Source organism: Amycolatopsis sp. WAC 04169, from assembly GCF_003947535.1.
GTDB lineage: Bacteria > Actinomycetota > Actinomycetes > Mycobacteriales > Pseudonocardiaceae > Amycolatopsis > Amycolatopsis keratiniphila.
The window spans coordinates 66,450-84,180 of sequence record NZ_QHJI01000011.1; the positions used below are offsets into that span (position 1 = coordinate 66,450).

General features: G+C 68.1%; 19 protein-coding genes. 10 read left to right on the plus strand and 9 right to left on the minus strand.

Translation table 11 applies throughout. The annotated features are described in order from the left end of the window. The first annotated feature begins 10 nt into the window (after window positions 1-10). The gene (locus tag DMC61_RS29805) at window positions 11-1,471 is read left to right on the plus strand and encodes an aldehyde dehydrogenase (protein ID WP_125693247.1); all 1,461 of its coding nucleotides are present in this window, start codon (window positions 11-13) and stop codon (window positions 1,469-1,471) included. Here DMC61_RS29805 and DMC61_RS29810 read toward each other — a convergent pair. Beyond that, a complete protein-coding gene (locus DMC61_RS29810; protein ID WP_072027095.1) occupies window positions 1,443-1,694 on the minus strand; it encodes a hypothetical protein in 252 nt (83 codons plus the stop codon). The two genes, DMC61_RS29805 and DMC61_RS29810, sit on opposite strands and share 29 nt — an antisense overlap. Window positions 1,695-1,938: 244 nt before the next feature. On the opposite strand from DMC61_RS29810, the gene DMC61_RS29815 reads away from it, so the two are divergent. Beyond that, the gene (locus DMC61_RS29815) at window positions 1,939-2,463 is read left to right on the plus strand and encodes a hypothetical protein (protein ID WP_125693249.1); all 525 of its coding nucleotides are present in this window, start codon (window positions 1,939-1,941) and stop codon (window positions 2,461-2,463) included. Window positions 2,464-2,513: 50 nt separating this feature from the next. Here the strand turns inward: DMC61_RS29815 and DMC61_RS29820 are convergent, their stop codons facing one another. The 3 genes from DMC61_RS29820 to DMC61_RS29830 form a co-directional block, all read right to left on the minus strand. Further along, entirely contained in the window at window positions 2,514-3,968 is a 1,455-nt protein-coding gene (locus DMC61_RS29820) for a trypsin-like serine protease (protein ID WP_233595007.1), read from the minus strand. A gap of 123 nt (window positions 3,969-4,091) precedes the next feature. Then, on the minus strand, window positions 4,092-4,493 hold the full coding sequence (locus DMC61_RS29825) for a hypothetical protein (protein ID WP_233595008.1): 402 nt from the start codon (window positions 4,491-4,493) through the stop codon (window positions 4,092-4,094). Window positions 4,494-5,016: 523 nt separating this feature from the next. Continuing rightward, window positions 5,017-6,057 carry a DUF2891 domain-containing protein gene (locus tag DMC61_RS29830; RefSeq protein WP_125693251.1) on the minus strand — a complete coding sequence of 347 codons (1,041 nt, stop codon included), beginning with the start codon at window positions 6,055-6,057 and terminating at the stop codon, window positions 5,017-5,019. A gap of 32 nt (window positions 6,058-6,089) precedes the next feature. Between DMC61_RS29830 and DMC61_RS29835 the strand changes: the two genes are divergently transcribed. Then, complete coding sequence (locus DMC61_RS29835; RefSeq protein ID WP_125693253.1) at window positions 6,090-6,773, plus strand: class I SAM-dependent methyltransferase; 684 nt, start codon at window positions 6,090-6,092, stop codon at window positions 6,771-6,773. 23 nt (window positions 6,774-6,796) lie between these two features. On the opposite strand, the gene DMC61_RS29840 is transcribed toward DMC61_RS29835, so the two are convergent. Continuing rightward, window positions 6,797-7,231, minus strand: a complete 435-nt coding sequence (locus tag DMC61_RS29840) for a nuclear transport factor 2 family protein (RefSeq protein ID WP_125693255.1) — start codon at window positions 7,229-7,231, stop codon at window positions 6,797-6,799. Between the two features lie 89 nt (window positions 7,232-7,320). Between DMC61_RS29840 and DMC61_RS29845 the strand changes: the two genes are divergently transcribed. Then, window positions 7,321-7,884, plus strand: a complete 564-nt coding sequence (locus DMC61_RS29845) for a TetR/AcrR family transcriptional regulator (RefSeq protein WP_125693257.1) — start codon at window positions 7,321-7,323, stop codon at window positions 7,882-7,884. Window positions 7,885-7,887: 3 nt separating this feature from the next. On the opposite strand, the gene DMC61_RS29850 is transcribed toward DMC61_RS29845, so the two are convergent. Both DMC61_RS29850 and aztA read right to left on the minus strand, forming a co-directional pair. Next, window positions 7,888-8,361, minus strand: a complete 474-nt coding sequence (locus DMC61_RS29850; RefSeq protein ID WP_125693258.1) for an SMI1/KNR4 family protein — start codon at window positions 8,359-8,361, stop codon at window positions 7,888-7,890. A gap of 9 nt (window positions 8,362-8,370) precedes the next feature. Next, the gene (gene aztA / locus DMC61_RS29855; RefSeq protein WP_125693260.1) at window positions 8,371-9,105 is read right to left on the minus strand and encodes a zinc ABC transporter ATP-binding protein AztA; all 735 of its coding nucleotides are present in this window, start codon (window positions 9,103-9,105) and stop codon (window positions 8,371-8,373) included. Window positions 9,106-9,153: 48 nt separating this feature from the next. On the opposite strand from aztA, the gene aztB reads away from it, so the two are divergent. Genes aztB through aztD form a run of 4 tightly spaced genes read left to right on the plus strand, consistent with a single transcriptional unit; the run spans window position 9,154 to window position 13,278 of the window. After that, the gene (gene aztB, locus DMC61_RS29860) at window positions 9,154-10,005 is read left to right on the plus strand and encodes a zinc ABC transporter permease AztB (protein ID WP_125693262.1); all 852 of its coding nucleotides are present in this window, start codon (window positions 9,154-9,156) and stop codon (window positions 10,003-10,005) included. Next, entirely contained in the window at window positions 10,002-11,183 is a 1,182-nt protein-coding gene (locus DMC61_RS29865) for a hypothetical protein (protein WP_125693264.1), read from the plus strand. The genes aztB and DMC61_RS29865 overlap by 4 nt, the downstream gene beginning before the upstream one ends. Then, on the plus strand, window positions 11,180-12,079 hold the full coding sequence (gene aztC / locus DMC61_RS29870; RefSeq protein ID WP_125693266.1) for a zinc ABC transporter substrate-binding protein AztC: 900 nt from the start codon (window positions 11,180-11,182) through the stop codon (window positions 12,077-12,079). Before DMC61_RS29865 ends, aztC begins: the two co-directional genes overlap by 4 nt. Before the next feature lie 26 nt (window positions 12,080-12,105). Further along, entirely contained in the window at window positions 12,106-13,278 is a 1,173-nt protein-coding gene (gene aztD / locus DMC61_RS29875) for a zinc metallochaperone AztD (RefSeq protein WP_125693268.1), read from the plus strand. A 612-nt stretch (window positions 13,279-13,890) separates the two neighbouring features. On the opposite strand, the gene DMC61_RS29880 is transcribed toward aztD, so the two are convergent. Both DMC61_RS29880 and DMC61_RS29885 read right to left on the minus strand, forming a co-directional pair. Next, window positions 13,891-14,526 carry a response regulator transcription factor gene (locus DMC61_RS29880; RefSeq protein WP_016334378.1) on the minus strand — a complete coding sequence of 212 codons (636 nt, stop codon included), beginning with the start codon at window positions 14,524-14,526 and terminating at the stop codon, window positions 13,891-13,893. After that, entirely contained in the window at window positions 14,523-15,698 is a 1,176-nt protein-coding gene (locus DMC61_RS29885; protein ID WP_125693270.1) for a sensor histidine kinase, read from the minus strand. The genes DMC61_RS29880 and DMC61_RS29885 overlap by 4 nt, the downstream gene beginning before the upstream one ends. A 171-nt stretch (window positions 15,699-15,869) precedes the next feature. On the opposite strand from DMC61_RS29885, the gene DMC61_RS29890 reads away from it, so the two are divergent. Together DMC61_RS29890 and DMC61_RS29895 are read left to right on the plus strand one after the other, a co-directional pair. Next, entirely contained in the window at window positions 15,870-16,952 is a 1,083-nt protein-coding gene (locus tag DMC61_RS29890; RefSeq protein WP_125693272.1) for an ABC transporter permease, read from the plus strand. Further along, entirely contained in the window at window positions 16,949-17,632 is a 684-nt protein-coding gene (locus DMC61_RS29895) for an ABC transporter ATP-binding protein (protein WP_125693273.1), read from the plus strand. The genes DMC61_RS29890 and DMC61_RS29895 overlap by 4 nt, the downstream gene beginning before the upstream one ends. Window positions 17,633-17,731 lie beyond the last annotated feature (99 nt).

Genomic DNA, 17,731 nt, shown 5'->3' on the forward strand with positions numbered 1-17,731 from the left:
AGGCGGAACGATGATCACGAACGACAGGCTCTTCATCGGAGGCGAGTGGACGGCGCCGAGCGATCCGACACGGCTGGACATCGTGTCCCCGCACGACCAGTCGGTTCTCGGACGTGTCGTCCAAGCGCTTCCGGCCGACATCGACCGTGCCGTCGCCGTGGCGAGGGCCGCGTTCGACGAAGGTCCGTGGCCGCACACCCCGCCGGAGGAACGCATCGCGGTGCTTCGGCGGCTGAACGCGCTGCGAGAGTCCCGCGCGGACGAGATCGCCGAGCTCATCTCGGCCGAGAACGGCTCCGCGCTCTGGTTCACCAAGGCCGGACAGCCCGGAGTGGGGCGGCTCGCCGTCTCGTATCTGAAGGCGGCGGAGGAATTCGGCTGGGAGGAGACGCTCACGCCCTCGGACCCGTCCGCGCCGTTCCGTTCGATCGTGCGCCGGGAGCCGATCGGCGTGGTCGCCGCGATCATCCCGTGGAACTCGCCGTTTTCGGCGTCGATGGCCAAGATCGTCCCGGCGCTGCTCGCGGGGAACACCGTCGTCCTCAAGGTCTCGCCGGAGAATTCGCTCAGCATGAGCCTGCTCGCGGACCTCCTCGCGGAGGCCGGGCTGCCGTCCGGGGTGATCAGCGTCCTGCCCGCGGACCGGGAGACCAGCGAGTACTTGGTCAAGCACCCCGGTGTCGACAAGATCGCGTTCACCGGCTCGACCGCCGCCGGCCGCCGGATCGCGTCGCTGGCGGGGGAGCGGCTGAAGCGGGTCAGCCTGGAGCTGGGCGGGAAGTCCGCGGCGGTGATCCTGCCCGATGCCGTCCTCGAAGACGTGATCGCCGGGCTGAAGTTCGGATCGCTGCTCAATAACGGCGAAGCCTGCATCGCGCAGACACGGATCCTCGCGCCGCGCAGCCGGTACGAGGAGATCGTGAGCGGGCTCAAGCAGATGATGGAGTCGCTCGTGGTCGGCGACCCGGCCGACGAGAAGACCTTCATCGGCCCGATGGTGCGGCCGGGCCAGCAACAACGGGTACGCGATTACATCGAGATCGGGGTCGCCGAGGGCGCGCGGCTGGTCACCGGCGGCTCCGAGATCCCCGAAGGGCTGGAGAAGGGCAACTACGTCACGCCGACGTTGTTCGCCGACGTCGACAGCACGATGCGCATCGCCCAAGAGGAGATCTTCGGGCCGGTGCTGGTCGTCATCCCCTATACGGACGAGGACGACGCGGTCCGCATCGCCAACGACTCCGAGTACGGGCTCTCCGGCGGTGTCTGGTCGGCAGACGAAGACCGGGCGCTCGCCGTCGCGCGGCGGATGCGCACCGGGACGGTCACCGTCAACGGGGCGCCGATCGGCTTCGACGGGCCCTTCGGCGGCTACAAGGCCAGCGGCATCGGCCGTGAATACGGTGCGGCGGGCCTCGCTCAGTACGTCGAGTTGAAGACCATCACGACAGGCGAGCGCCGGGGATCTTGATCGTGATCCGCTCGTCCGCGGCAAGGATCCGCTGAAGCCGGAAACGGCAGAGGGTATGGAACATCTCGCCCAGCTCTTCGGGATCGATACGGCCTTCGAGGTCGCGCTTGCTCGCGTTGAGCACCCGGCTGATCACGTTCGCGGGCAGGCGGCCGCCGAACTCGCCCATCAGCCAGACACCGATTTCGCCGATCTCGTCCGTGATCGTGCGCTGCGCGGTCATCAGCCGTACCCCTCTGCGTCGGAGTGTCGCCGGTTTGTCCCGGCGACACTCCGACGGGCGACCGGATCACCCATGACGGGGATCCCGCGAGATTGCTCTGCTCGGCCTAGCCGTCGGCGCCGGTTGCACCGAACCGTGCAGTCGGTGGAGCGATCTCCGGGGAAACCCCGATGTGATCGACATCGGGGTGTGCCAGCCTCGATGGTGACCATTGTGGACAGTCGGAGAGGAGGGCACACGCGTAGTGGCCCCGGCAAGTGATGAACAAACCGACCAGTGGATCGCCGAACTGACGGCCCTCACCGAGCTTTACCCGTCCTCGGGATCGGCGGAGCAGGTGTCCTACGAGGGGTGGCACACCGGAGCCCGGATCGGGACCAGCACCGGAGAGGGGCGGATGCTGGCCTACAAGGATTCGGGTGTCGAGGCGGAGTGCATCTTCCGGGCGGGAGAAAGCACGCTGTTCAACATCATGAGCACCGGATACGGGAGTGACACCACAGAGCGAGGGTTCGCGGTGTGGAGCGCGCGGCCGGGCGCGCTGGGCGCGATCGACCCCGGGGTGACCCGGCTGGAGGTGGCCGACGCGGACGGCGCCGTCGTCCAGGCCGAGATCGTGGCGCTCACCTTCGCCGTCGACGTGGACCTGGGGCCGGCGCCCCGGACGATCGACGAAGTGTTCGCGCCCTGGGAGCCGCCGGAGCTGACGGTCCGGGTGTACGGCGAGGATGACGCGTTGCGCTACGAAGGTCCCTTGCTGACCAGGTGACGTGAAGGCCCCCTTCACCGCGTCCGCGATGAAGGGGGCCTTCCGGGCGATCAGCCGTTCGGAGTCGTGATCACCGCGAAGGTGGATCCCTGGCTCGCGATCCGCTCGCTGAGATCGGTGGTGATCGTCTCGATCGGCGCGTAGTTGTTCAGCTCACCGGCCTGGCAGGGGCCCGACCGGGACTGCTGGTTGCCGACCAGGATGCCCAGCGCCGCGTGGTCGGCCTGGCTGAACAGCGGTCCGCCGCTGTCGCCGGGACGAGCGCACAGGTCGGTGTTGATGCCGACGTCCGTGGAGAGGACCCGCCCGCAGCGGGTCCCGACGAGGTAGCCCGCACCCGCACCGCTGTCGACGGAATCGGGGTAGTTCACCTTGCTCGACGCCGTTCCGGACGCGCAGACGACATACCCGGCCTTGATCTCGGCGAGCTTGCGCGCGCCGGTGATGTACTCGTCGACCGAGGTGGCCTGTGCGCCGCACGGGGTGTCGCCGTTGCTGTCCATGCCGCCGTTGCGGCAGTACTTCAGCACCCGGTTGCGGCCGGTCTGGCCTTCGAGCCACTTCGTCGACGTCGCGTCGTTGACGTACGGCAGGGCCGCGTAGTCGTACGGATACGAGCTCTTCTCGATGCCGTGCTGCTGCAGGACGTCATTGCCGTTGTGCTGGGTCGGCGTGTTGTTGGTCTTCGTCCGCATGCAGTGGCCGGCGGTGAGCACCCAGCCCTTGCCGGGGAAACCGCCCCCGGTGGACCGCAGGTTGAAACCGCTGGTGCAGCCGCCCCAGGTGCCGTCGTCCCGCTTCATGTCCAGTCGGAGGCCGCCCCGCATCGGACCGTAGTTCGTGCAGTAGAGCGGGTGACAGAAGCCGAGATCCACGTTCGGCGTGGCCAGCGCGTTCGGATTCTTCAGTACCCGGGAGACGACCATGCCGGATTCCTCCGACGCGGCCCGTTGCGCGGTGTTCGTCTCGGTCGACGCGGCGATCTTTTCCCGCGCCACCCAGTCGCGTTCCCAAAGCACGACACGGTTTTCCGACTCGCTCACCGACGGCAGGTAGACCGCGTCCGGTCCCGCGCCGACCTTGGCGGCAACGCGTTCCTTCGCCGCCGTCAGCTGCTGCAGCGAATGCCGGACCTGTTGCGTGCGAACGGAGGAACGGGCGGGCATCGCGCGCAGATACGGCTCGGCCGCGGCGGGCCTGGTCATCGCCACGACCAGCTGCCCCTTGTCCTGGTCGAGCCACATGCCGCCGTACTCGGCGCCGCGATCGCGGCGCAGCAGCTCGTCCAGCTTGCCGCCGTCGGTCTGCAATTCCAGGCGGCGCAACGCCTCCTGTTCGCTCACTCGGTAGTTCTCGACGAGATAGCGCACCGACTCCCGCACCGAAGCGGGGTCGAGCGAGGTGTGGAACGACTGCACGGTTTCGGCCGACGCCGAGCCGCCCAGTGTCGTGGCCGCTGCCAGCACCGAAACGGCCAGGGCCCCCAGTCTTCTAGCTCTCCGCACGAGATCTCCTCACATGTCGGGACTTCGCGATCATTCAACCGGAAGACACCGAACGGGCGTGGAGATTTTCCGACATTGCCGCGCCCCGTGCCCGCGATACGGCGGACACGGGGCGGAATTCGGCTACAGACTCGGCTCTCGCCGCTGTTTACCTTGCCGGGCCTTGACAATCCAGGCACAGAAGAGAGTCAGGAGACCGACGCTGGTCCCCGCCGACACTCCGACCTCCGGCGTGCTGATCTCGACGACGCCGACGACGATCGCGCCGCCGACCGTCAGCAGGAGGCACATCCGCAGTGTCGGCGCCCAGCCGGCGAGGACCGCCATCGCCAGGCAGAGCCAGCTGTCGCGGCTCTGTACCTTGCGATGGCGGCCCGGCGTCCTCAGCAGCGGCCGCGCCGCGCGGATCATCTCCGCGGACGTCGCGACTCGCCGGGCCGGCTTTTCGACGTGTTCGATGACGACTTTGACCCGTTGGGGCGGTCCGTTGTCTGGTGTCTTCGTGTTATCAGGCTGTATGGTCACGACCGTCCTGTCCTTGTTCTTGCGAGCTTGCGTACGGACATCCGCGTGGCCTCCTGTGACAGCAGGGGGCCACGCGTGCGTTACCGGTTCTTGACCGGTGCGGCTGAGGACATCTTGGCGAAAGCGGACTGTGACCGTTCAGTCGTACAGCGTGTGTCGCGCTGAACGGTATACACGCGTCGCTCAACGGTCTGGGTGACCCCGAAAACTACTAAAAGTAGCGGGTGAGGCCGAATGGACCAGTGCCGTCGAAGGCTTGGCAAGTTGCCATTCCGGCGTCGGCGGGAAACGTGCAGTTGTCGTCCACTTCCCTGGTGGAGACTAAGATCTTCCGCTTCGAGCGTGTCGCTTTCGCCAAATGCGAAATGCTGATCGCAACTGCCGGGTACGGTCGAACTTCGGGCAGCCTCGGCGCGATTCGAGCAGCCATGCTCACGTTCGGTTCACTCGTTCAGGTGTTTGGTCGCCCATTGTCGACCCGCTCGGCTTACCAACAGCGAGTGACTGGTCTGAACGGGTGGACTCAGTCGAGCAGAAGGAGCGCGTAGTAGGCGAGGAAGTGCTCGACCATGTAGGCGCCGCCGGTCGCCTGTGTCAATGAGGCGTGGGTGTGCGTGCGCGTGGCTTCGAGTACGGCCGGGATTCGTTCGTCATCGGCCGGAAGGGCGCGTGCGAGCCGGTGCCAGCACCAGGCCCGGTGCAGGTTGAGCCCGTGCAGGTGGGCGAGCAGTCCGTCCGAGGTGTCGGTCACGGTCACCGGCGTGAAGAGTGCCGCGGGTTTCCGTTCCGCGACGCCGGGCAGGAAGCCGTCCAGCCACGCAGCGAACTCGGCCGCGGGCAGCAGCCGGGACATGAGTTCGGCTTCGGCGAGGGCGGGGGACAGGAAGTCGGCTCCGGAGGGTTCCCAGGAGCCGGGGTAGTCGCGGTCAAATCCGAACCAGCGCCAGGCCGTCTCGGTGAGGAGTTGGTGCAGCCGCGGGTCGCCGTGGTCGGCGAGATGGCGCGCGTAGGGCAGGGCACGGGACAGTCCGAACGCGCCGTTGTCATGGACCCCGTACCGGATCGGGTAAGTGGCCTTGGGCAGCCAGTCGAGGTAGCGGTTCACGAAGATCGCGCTCAACTCTCGCAGCCCCGTCGACCAACGCGAGGCGTCCGGGTCATCCCAGGTGGCGACTTCGAAGGTCAGCTCCAGCAACGCCGACCAGCCGTATGGGCGCTGGGTGGTGCGGTGCTCCTCGGGGGAGAAGAAAGCGACCTCGCCCGCGAGCGCCTCGGCGGTCAGGTGTTCGTCGAGAACGCCGCGTATCTCCTCGGCGGGTACGACGTCGCTGTGATGGCGGAGCAGGCGTACGAGCACCCAGAACATCTCGACGCACGAATGCCAATCGAAACTGCCGTAGAAACACGGGTGCGCGAGCCGAGGGGAGAGGATGGGCACGCCTTCGAGGTGCCAGTGGCTTTCGTGGTGTGGATACTCGCGCACGACGTTCGTCAATGCCGTCCTGGCCAAGGCATCCGCGCTCGCGGCGAGCAACCCGTTTCGTTCGGAATCCCAATCGGTCATGCGCCTGCCCCAAGGTCGATTACGATGCGGAAGTGGACGAACGACCGATCACCACGGCGCAGCGTAACTTCCGGCGGGTCGCCGAAGAGCTGGAAAGCATGGGGACCCAGGATCGTTTCACCTACATCTTCCGCTCCCGGTTGTGGAGTTCATCGTCGGCCTCCGGGCCCGGCTCCGAGGCCGTCCAGACGCGAGAGCTGAGCGATCAGTTGCCGCTGCTCCTCGATCGCTTCGGGGTCCGGACGTTGCTGGATCTTCCATGCGGCGACTACGGCTGGCTCAGCGAGGTGGATATCGATCTGGACCGGTACATCGGTGCGGACATCGTGCCCGATCTGGTCGAGCTGAACGCCGAGCGGTTCCGGGACGATCCGGTCCACGAGTTCCGGGTGCTCGATCTGACCGCCGATCCGCTGCCGCAGGCCGATCTCGTGCTGTGCCGGGATTGTCTGGTCCATCTGAGTTTCGCCGACATCGAGCGGGCGTTGCACAACCTCCGGCGGAGCGGTTCCCGGTACCTGCTGACCACGACTTTCACCGACTTGGGCACCAACGCCGACATCGTGACCGGTGACTGGCGGCCGCTGAACCTGTGCCGGGAACCGTTCGGATTCCCCGAGCCGCTGGCGGTACTGGTCGAGGGGTGCACCGAAGAGGGTGGTGCGTACGCCGACAAGTCCCTGGGGCTGTGGGAGATCTCCGCGATCGTGGACTAACGGAGCGGGAATGCGTCGCCGTGCTACTCCTGCGGGCGCGGGCCGAAGATGCGTCGCTCGGTCTCGGGGATCGCGACGTCGTTGATGCTCGCCTCGCGACGGCTCATCAGGCCGCGCTCGTCGAACTCCCAGAGTTCGTTGCCGTAGCTGCGCCACCACTGCCCGGCCCGGTCGTGCCATTCGTACTGGAAGCGGACGGCGATCCGGTTCTCGGTGAATGTCCAGAGATTCTTGCGCAGCGCGTAATCCAGCTCTCGTTCCCACTTCGCGGTCAGGAACGTGACGATCTCCTCGCGGCCCCGGACGAAGGTGTCGCGATTCCGCCAAACGGAGTCGGGCGTGTACGCCGATGACACCTTCCGGGGATCGCGGGTGTTCCAGGCGTCCTCCGCCGCTTGCACCTTCCGCAGCGCCGTCTCCCGGGTGAACGGCGGGTAGGGCGGGCGATCTTCCGTCATGGTCGAACCTCCTTGGGTGGAGAACGTACGTTCTCTACGTCTGGCGCCTACAGTAGGGAACGACCGTTCTCGACGTCAAGGGAGTACCGATGCCGGCCGCCGTCACCGACGAGCAGAACCGCGTGGACCGCGAAGCCCTGCTCGATGCCGCCGAGAAACTCTTCTACGAGCACGGCATCCAGGCGGTCGGCATGGATCAGGTCCGCGCGGCGTCCGGCCTCTCACTCAAGCGGATCTACCGGTTCTTCGAAGCCAAGGAAGACCTCGTGGTGGCGATGCTCAAACGCCGTGATGAGCGTTGGCGGGGCAGCCTGGCCGCCCAGGTGGAACAGGTCGAGGACCCCAGGGAGCGGGTGCTCGCGATCTTCGATTGGCTCGCCGAGTGGTTCGCCGAACCCGGCTTCCGCGGCTGCGCCTGGATCAACGCCCACGGCGAATTCGGCCCGTCGTCCGGGGCGGTACTGGCCGAAGTGCGGGCTCACAAGCGGGCGTTCCACCGGCAGATCGAGAACTGGGTGCGGGCCACCGGACGGCCGGTCGCGGAACCGGTCTACCTGCTCGCCGAAGGGGCGATCGTGACGGCGGGCATCAGCGGCGACCCCGCGCCGGCGCGTCAGGCGCGCGAGGCAGTTAAGACACTGCTCGGCGAATGAAGGTCACCGTTCGCTGTCGAGCCGCTCGGCGATCTCGTCGAGGATCTCGGTGACGCTTGCCCAGTCGGAGTCGTAGATCCCTTCGCTGGCGTACCACTCCATGACCACACCGTGGCGCTCGCCCTGCCGGAGATCGACGCAAAGCAGGCCGCCGTCGATCGCTCGGCCAATAGGAAGAACCGCTGTGCAGTAAGGGAATCCGTTTGCGCCCGCCTGCTTGCGGTGCGTTCCTTCAGGGGTGCAACAGTTTGGGTCGGGGTACTGCGATTGTCTGGCGTACTCCTCCTCGGCGTGCGCCACCGACAGGGGCGAGTAGCCCTTCGGGATCAGCTCTACGGATCGGTTCCCTGCTCCGTGGTCGTCGAAGCCGTCCATGAGGGCCCACCAGGTGAGCAGTTCGGGTGGGAGTTCGAGGCCGACGCGGGTTTGCAGGCGTTCGAGATGCTCGGCCAGCGCCGGGGGCCACGTCGCTTCCACGGGTACACCCTAGCGGGCATCGGCGGCTCCTGACCGGATGTCGGCCGGAAGCCCCCAGGCTTCCGCGACCCGTTCAGGCGTCAGTACCGATGCGGGCGCGCCCTCGCCGACGAGGCGGCCGTCCTGTAGCAGCAGGCAGTGATCGGCCCGGCCCGCGACTTCGAGGTCGTGCGTGACCCGCAGAACCGTCGTGCCCTCGGCGAGTGTGACGCGCAGGGCCTCGTCGATCAGGCGGCGGGCGTGCAGGTCGAGACCTGCCGACGGCTCGTCGAGCAGGAGCAGCGCGGCTCGCTGGGCGAGCCCCTGCGCGACCAGCGCCCGTTGCCGCTGCCCGCCGGACAACATGCCGATCGGCCGGTCCGCGATCGACGTGATCTCCAGCAGTTCCAGGCATTCTCCGACGATCTTTCGGTCCAATTTGGACAATCGCCGCCAGTGGCCTCGGTGTGCCCAACGGCCCATCGTGACGGTGGCACGCACGGTGATCGGCAGCGATCGCGACACCTCGCTCTGCTGGGTCACGTAGGCGACGCGACCCGGATCCCGGCGGGTCACCGAACCGCTGGTCGGCGGGAGCACTCCCGCGACGAGGTTGAGCAGCGACGACTTGCCCGCGCCGTTCGCTCCTGCGACCGCGGTTAGTCGCGCCGACGGGATCTGGGCGGTGATCCCGCGGAGTACCTCGCGGGAGCCGTAATGGGCGTGCGCCCGGTCGATCGTGAGCGCCGTTGTGTCCGGAGTCATCCCACCCTCTTTCAGATAATGACAATCATTACCACTATAGTGTGACGGGTGGAGTGGTTGCTGATCCCCTTCGAGGTCTCGTTCGTGCAGCGTGCGCTGGTGGCGGGAGTGCTCGTTTCGGCGGTGTGCGCGGTCGTGGGTACCTGGGTGGTGTTGCGCGGTATGGCGTTCATCGGCGACGCGATGTCGCACGGCATGTTGCCCGGCGTGGCGATCGCCTCGCTGACCGGCGTGAACCTGCTGGTCGGTGCGGCGATCAGCGCCGGGGTGATGGCCCTCGGGGTGACGGCGCTCGGGCGTTCACGGCGGCTGTCGGAGGACACCACGATCGGGCTGCTGTTCGTTGGCATGCTCGCGAGCGGCGTGATCATCGTGTCGCACTCGCGGTCGTTCGCCGTCGATCTCACCGGATTCCTGTTCGGTGACGTACTCGCCGTCGGATCCGGGGACCTGGTGGGGCTCGCGATCACCCTGCTCGTCGTGGGGGTGGTGGCGCTGGTGGGACATCGCTCGTTCACCGCACTCACCTTCGACGTCCGCAAAGCGCACACCCTGGGGCTGCGGCCACGGCTCGCGAACGCCGTGCTGCTCGGGCTGGTCACGCTGACGATCGTCGCGTCGTTCCGTGTGGTGGGGACGCTGCTGGTGTTCGGCCTGCTCATCGCCCCCGCCGCGGCGGCGCTCTTCTGGTCGCGGCGGATCACCACGATCATGCTCATCGCGGCGCTGCTCGGCATCGCCGCCACGGTCGGCGGCCTGCTCGTGTCCTGGCATTGGGGCACCGCGGCGGGCGCGACCATCGCCGCCGGCGCGGTCCTCCTGTTCTTCCTTTCCGCGTTCCTGTCCTTCGTACGACAGCGATTCCGTTCCCTGACACCGGAGATCGAGTGCTCACGATGAAACTGAAAGCAGTGACGGCCGTCGTCGCGGCGCTGACCTTGGCGGCGTGCGGCGGGGAGCAGCCGAAGGAGGTGCCCCCGGAAGTCCCTCATGGCTATGTCGAAGGTGCCGAGGAAGCGGCCGAGGCACAGTCACGGCTGATCGTCGCCGACTCGGACACAGGTGCGGTGCGGGTCGTGGACCTCATCACCGAGGAGGTCCACGAAGTCGGACGCGTCGACGGCGTGCGCGCCGTGACCGGAGACGGCCGCTTCGGCTACCTGACCGCGGGCGACGGCACGATCCGGGTGATCGACAGCGGATCCTGGATGGTCGACCACGGCGACCACGTCCACTACTACCGGGCGAAGGTCCGCGATGTCGGAGTGGCGCCGGGCAAGCAGCTGTCGGCGGCATACAGCGATACCGCGGTCTCCGCACTGTCCTATTCGGACGGAACGACGACACTGCTCGACCGGGCCGCGCTGGACAAGGGGACCGTCACCGAACTGGGGAAGATCACGCATACCGGCGTCGCCATCCCGTACGGCGAACACATCATCGCCACGGTGACGGACGACGGAAAGCCGTTCGCCCGCGGAGTGCGTGTCCACGACCGCCAGGGCAAGGCCGTGGCCGAGATCGACCAGCCGTGTCCGGAGCTGCGCGGCCAGGCGGTGACCAGGCGTGGTGTCGTCTTCGGATGCGCGGACGGCGCCCTGCTGGTGACCGAAAAGGACGGTGCGTTCGCCGGGGCGAAGATCCCGTATCCGCGCAGCGTCACCGCGCAGGAACGCGCCACGGCCTTCTTCCATCGTCCGGGTGGTGCCACGCTGGCCGCCCGTGCGGGTGACTCCGCTGTGTGGTCGCTGGACGTCGGGCGCCGGAGCTGGCAACACGTCGAGACCGGACCGGTCGCCGCGGTGAACGCCGTCGGTGAGGGCGGCCCGCTACTGGTCCTCACCCGGGACGGGAAGCTGCGCTCCTTCGACAGCACCGGAAAGGAACAGACGGCGATCCCGCTCCTGACCCCGGAAGGGACCGCCGCCGCCACGATCCAGGTCGATTCGACGCGCGCCTACCTCAACAACCCGCTGTCCGCGGAGGTGTACGAAATCGACTACAACGACAACCTCCGGCGTGCCAGGACCTTGAAGGTCGGCGGCAATGCGGGCCACATCGTGGAGACCGGCCGATGAGGCGCCGCGTACTCGCCCTGCTCGCGGTGGCGTTGCTGGCGGTGGCGGGGTGTTCCGGAAGCGGCGGGGGCGGCAAGTCGGTCGTCGTCACCACGAACATCCTCGGCGACATCACCCGCGCCGTCGTCGGCGATCAGGCCGAAGTGACCGTGTTGATGAAGCCGAACGCCGACCCGCACTCGTTCGGTATCTCCGCACAGCAAGCCGCGCAGGTCGAGCGGGCCGGCCTGATCGTCTACAACGGACTCGGGCTGGAAGAGGGGATGCTGCGCACCGTCCGCACCGCCGAGGAAAACGGCGTACCGGCGCTGCCCGCCGGGGAGCGGGTGAACCCGATCAGTTACGCCGACAACAAGCCGGACCCGCATTTCTGGACGGATCCGGCACGGGTACGCGACGCGGTGAAGACGATCGCGGACGAGGTCGTCGCCCATGTCGGCGGCGTCGACGAGTCGGTCATCCGTGCGAACGCAGAACGCTATCGCGGGGAGATCGAAGCACTCGACCGGATGATGACCGAGAAGTTCGGCGGGATCCCTCGCGAGCGCCGGAAGCTCGTGACGAATCACCACGTGTTCGGCTACCTGGCCCAGCGGTTCGGCTTCGAGGTCGTCGGCGCGGTGATCCCCGGTGGAACGACGCTCGCGTCGCCCAGTTCCTCGGATCTCAAAGCGCTCGCCGACACCGTCCGCGCGGCGGGAGTGCCGGTGATCTTCGCGGACTCCTCCCAGCCGGACCGGCTCGCGCGGGTACTGGCCGAGCAGGCGGGGCTGCACGTCCAGGTGGCCCCGTTGTTCTCCGAGTCGCTCAGCGAACCAGGCCAGGGTGCGGCCACCTACCTGGAAATGATGCGCGCCAACACCGAATCGATCACCACCGGTTTGACCCGTTCCTGATCGGAACAGACGAAAGGCACAGTGAAATGGCACGGAAGACCCGATATCTCGCGCTGATGGCGACGACGGCGAGCACCCTCGCACTCGCCGCCTGCGGGACCGGACAGCCGGCGGCGGAGCCGGGGAAGAACGCCGCTCCGGCTCCGGTCGTCGCGAATCCGGTGGCCGTCACCTATGACGGCGGAATCGTCCTCCTCGACGGGAAGACCCTGCAGGTGGCGAAGAACCTCCCGCTGGAAGGCTTCAACCGGCTCAACCCGGCCGGGAACGACCGGCACCTCATGGTCTCGACCTCCACCGGGTTCCGGGTCCTCGACGCCGTCGGCGCCGTGCTGACGGACAACGAGGTGAAGGCGGCCAAGCCCGGGCACGTCGTCCGCCACGCCGGCAAGACGGTGCTGTTCGCCGACGGGACCGGCGAAGTGACCGTCTTCGATCCGAAGACGATCGGCACCGCGGCCTTCCCCGCACCGAAGCACAAGACGCCGGAAGCACACCACGGCGTGGCCGTCGAACTCGAGAACGGCGAACTGGTGACCACCGTCGGGAACAAGGACAAGCGGTCCGGGATCGTGGTGCTGGACAAGGACAAGAAGGAGATCGCGCGCAACGAGCAGTGCCCCGGCGTGCACGGTGAAGCCGCCGCACGCGGGGAAGCGATCGTGGTCGGCTGCCAGACCGGCGTGCTGATCTACCGGAACGGTGTGATCACGAAGGTGACCAGCCCGGATGCCTACGGGCGCATCGGCAACCAGGCGGGTTCCGACGTCTCGCCGATCACCTTGGGCGACTACAAGGTCGACGAAGCGGCCGAGCTCGAACGTCCGACCCGGATTTCGCTGATCGACACCGAGAAGGCGACGCTCAAGCACGTCGACATCGGGACCAGCTACACCTTCCGTTCGCTGGCCCGCGGCCCGCAGGGCGAGGCGCTGGTGCTGGGCACCGACGGTCAGATCCACGTGATCGACCCGGTGACCGGCGCGGTGACGAAGAAGATCGCCGTCATCGGAACCTGGCAGGAGCCGATCGAGTGGCAGCAGCCGCGTCCGGCGATCTTCGTCCGGGGCGGGACCGCCTACGTCACCGATCCCGGCAAGAAGGAGATCCACTCGGTCGACCTCGCCTCCGGCACGAAGACCGCGACCGGCACGATCCCGGGAACGCCGAACGAGGTCAGCGGCGTGCTGGGAGGCTGATCAACTCGTGAGTGGTGATTCGGGTTCGCTATCCGAATCGCCACACGACCACTGTCCCGGGCCGGTGGCTTCGCGTGATTAGACGGACGGCACGTGTGATCAGACGGACGACACACGTGACCAGGTGGACGACACGCTCGCGGCGGAGCCTTCGCCGTGAGTCGTCCGTCCAGTCACGCAAGACCGCCAGTAGATACTCAGGACACGGTTAGCCCTAGCCCGAAACGCCACTCACGACCACCGGGTTGGGCACCCCAAGTACATGAAGGCCCCCTTCCTTGCGCCTAGCGCAAGGAAGGGGGCCTTCATGTACTTGGGGAAGGTGTGAAGGTCGAGTTTCCTCGGCTGAGCCGGGGGAAGGGGGCCTGCACGCGCCGCCGCGGTGATTGCTGGTGCAGGTGGCGATCTCTGAAGGTAGTGAAGGCCTCCTTCACTACCTTCAGGGTAGGCAAGGAGGCTTTCACGGACCTGAACCGTGGTCAGCCACAGCCAAATCCAGTAGGTACTTAAGGCCCCTTCGCTCTAGCCGAATCGCCACTCACGAGACGTGCCGCGCCCCTGCTCGCCCTGCGGTACATGACGTGAAGCCGGAACCCCTGCCGCAGCAGGCGGTCAGCGGCGGATGAGTCCCAGATCGGTCGCGGTGGCGACGGCGGACGTGCGCGAGTCGACGCCGAGTTTGGTGTAGCTGCGGGCGAGGTGGGATTTCACGGTGCCTTCGGTCAGGTGGAGCCGTTCCGCGATGGCCCGGTTGGAGAGGCCGTCGGCGACCAGGACCAGGACTTCGATCTCGCGCAGCGTCAGCGCGGCGGTGGGCATTCGCATCCGGTTCATCAGCCGGTCGGCGACGGTCGGGGCGAGTGTGGTGCGTCCGGCGGCGGCGGTCCGCACGGCGGCCACGAGTTCTTCGGGTGGAGCGTCTTTGAGGAGATAGCCGGTGGCGCCCGCTTCGATGGCGGGCAGCGTGTCGGCGTCCGTGTCATAGGTGGTGACGATCAGGACGCGCGGAGCGCCCGGCCGCGCCGTGATCACCGCGGTGGCTTCGGCGCCGGTCATGCCGGGGCCGAACCGCAGATCCATCAGCACGACGTCGATGCCGCCTTCCGCGGCGCGGGTCACCGCTTCCTCCGCGGTCGCGGCTTCGGCCGTGACGACGAGACCGGGTTCGGTTTCCAGCAGGGCGCGGAGGCCCGCCCGGACGATCGGGTGATCGTCGGCCACGAGGAGCCGGATCGGCGGTTCGGTCACAGACGTTCCTTGGGTTCGACGGGCAGCCGTACGGACAACCCGGTGCCGTGGCCGGGGGAGGACTCGACGTCGAGGGTGCCGTCCAGGGCTTCGGCGCGGGTGCGCATCGCGCTCAGACCGAAGCCGCTGTGCTCCGGATGGAAACCGACACCGTTGTCGACGACCTCGAGGGTGACGTGCTCGTCGAGGTAGCACAAGGTGACCTCGGCGGTGGACGCGCCCGCGTGGCGGACGGTGTTCGCGAGTGCCGCCTGGCCGATGCGCAGCAGAGCGACCTCGTGCGCGGTCGGCAGGGGAGTCGGGGTGCCGGTGAACCGGAACCGCGCGGCGATGCGGTGCCGGGCACTGGTGGTGGCGCACAGCCGTTCCAGCGCGTCGGCGAGCGTGGTGTCGTCGAGTGCCGGCGGTGACAGGGCGACGACGAAGCGGCGGGCTTCGGCCAGGTTGTCGGCTGCCGCTTGACGGGCCTGCTCGACGTAGCGGGCGGCGTTTCCCGCGGTGTCGGGCAGGGTTCTTTCCGCGGCGCGCAACAGGAGTTGAATGCTCGACAGCCCTTGGGCCAGGGTGTCGTGGATCTCGCGGGCCAGCCGTTCCCGCTCGGCGAGCGCTCCCGCGGTGTGCTGGGCTTCGGCCAGATCGGCGCGGGTGACGGTGAGTTCGTCGATCAGGTTCCGCCGTCGTTCGCTTTCGCGGTACAGCGCCTGGTAGCCCCAGACGACGGCGACCGCGACCGCGGCGCCCAACGCCGGGCCGATCGCCGCCGCCGGGACGAACGTGCCCTGGTGGGCGGCGAAGGCGGTGATCGCCGCGAGCGCGGTCGCGATCACCGCTATCAGGCCATGGCGGCGCGGCAACAGATGCAACTGCAGAAAGTACAACGGGAAGGCGACCCAGACGCCGTCGGCCGTGAGCACCAGCAGGGCCAGCCACACGAGACCCACCGCGATCAACCACCACAGGGCGGCCCGCCGAGACGTCCTGACGCGCGGCAGCAGCGGGCCGACCGCGTACACGACGGCGCACAGCAGCGCCGTCGCGACGATCGCTCCCGCATGCGACGAGCCGCCCGCGACGGCTCGGATGGCCGCGAGGGCGAGCAGGGCGACGAGCAGCAGGTGCAGACACCAGGTCAGCACCCGGCCGGTCGGGGTCAAGGTCGGCGAGGTGGTCACAGTGCGTCCAGATTACGGAGCGGAACCAGTGGGCGCCTCTATCCAAAGGTAGAAGCGGCGTGCCGTCTTCCGGCGCGCGAAGTGCCATCTCCGGCCAGATGTCGTCGCGGTCCCAGGAGGCGATCGTGGAGAGGTCACCAGCCCACCCGCCGGAGAGGACAGAGCGGAACCGTGTTCGTCGCCTGGAGAGATCTGAGATTCGCCAAAGGGCGGTTCGCCCTGATGGGGGCCGTGGTCGTGCTGATCACCCTGCTGGTCGGCCTGTTGTCCGGGCTCACCGCGGGGCTGGGGGAGCAGAACATCTCCGCGATCACCGGCCTGCCCGCCGACAAGATCGTCTTCGCCGCTCCCGGTGACGGGCAGAGCCTCTCCTACGCCAACTCCGCGATCACCGAGACACAGCGGCGGCAGTGGGCCGAAACCCCGGGTGTCACCGGTGTCGAGCCGCTGGGCATCGCCACCACCAAGGCCACGGCGGGAGGCCGCAGTGCCGGGATCTCCGTCTTCGGAGTCCGGCCCGGTTCGGCACTCGCACCGGACGGCGGGCACATCGCCGACGGCTCGGTGGTGCTGTCGACGTCCGCCGCCGACGATCTGGGTGTCCGAAGCAGGGACACCATCGCCGTGGCCGGCCGCCCGCTGACCGTCGCCGCCGTGACGGGGGACGCCTGGTTCAGCCACACACCGGTGGTGTGGGCCGGCCTGGATGTCTGGGCGAAGACCGTGCCGCCCACGGGCGGCGAGCCGAACGCGACCGTGCTCGCGCTGACCACGACGGCCGGGGCCGATCTCGCGGCCGCTGACCTGGCCGCCGGCACGAAGACGGTTTCGAAGAGCGACTCGCTGCCCGCCATCGGCTCCTACACCTCGGAGAACGGTTCGCTGCAACTGATGCGAGGCTTCCTGTTCGCCATCTCCGCGCTCGTGATCGGCGCCTTCTTCACCGTCTGGACGATCCAGCGCAGCGGTGACATCGCCGTTCTCAAGGCGTTGGGAGCGAGCACCCCCTTCCTGCTGAAAGACGCGCTCGGCCAGGCCGTCGTCCTTCTCGTCGGCGGTACCGCCATCGGTACCGGACTGGCCGTCGGCCTCGGCGCGGTCGTCGCCGGATCCGCCGTGCCCTTCCTGCTGACGCCGGCCACCGTGCTGGTCCCCGCCGCGGTGATGATCCTGCTCGGCGCTCTCGGGGCCGCGCTCTCCGTCCGCCGCATCACTTCCGTCGACCCGCTGACCGCACTGGGGAGTGCCCGATGAGCCTGAACCTGACCGGGGTCACCCTCACCTATCCCGATGGCGACTCCCGCCTCACCGCCCTCGACGATGTCACGCTGGACGTCCCGCCAGGCACGATCACCGCTGTCGCCGGGCCTTCCGGCTCGGGCAAGTCCAGCCTGCTCGCCGTCGCCGCCACCCTCATCTCTCCGGACCACGGGACCGTCACCATCGACGGCACCGAGACCACCGGACTGACCCGCGGCGAGCTCGCCGGGCTACGGCGTCGCAAGATCGGGATCGTCTTCCAGCAACCCAATCTGCTGCCCTCCCTCACCGCCGCCGAGCAACTCCAGGTCATGGCCCGGATCGACGGTCGCTCTCCGGCCGGAGCACGCGGTGTGGCCATGGACCTGCTCGACGCCGTCGGGCTCGGACCGCAGGTGGGGCGGCGCCCGCACCAGCTCTCCGGCGGCCAACGGCAACGGGTGAACATCGCTCGCGCGCTGATGAACGAGCCCACCGTGCTGCTGATCGACGAACCGACGAGCGCCCTCGACCACGACCGCGGCGCCGCGGTCATCGACCTGATCACGCGTCTGACCCGCCAGCGGGCCACCGCCACCGTCCTGGTCACGCACGACCGCGCCCACCTCACCGGGGTCGACAGGGTCGTCGAGGTCCACGATGGACGGTTGGGCAGCCCCTCGCCGGTCGGCTGAGCCGCCTCCGGGCATAGATGCTTTCGCGTCGAAACTCCACAAAGGACATGACGACGACTCGGTCCACGATATGGGACCGAGCCGTCGTCGTGTCCTCTT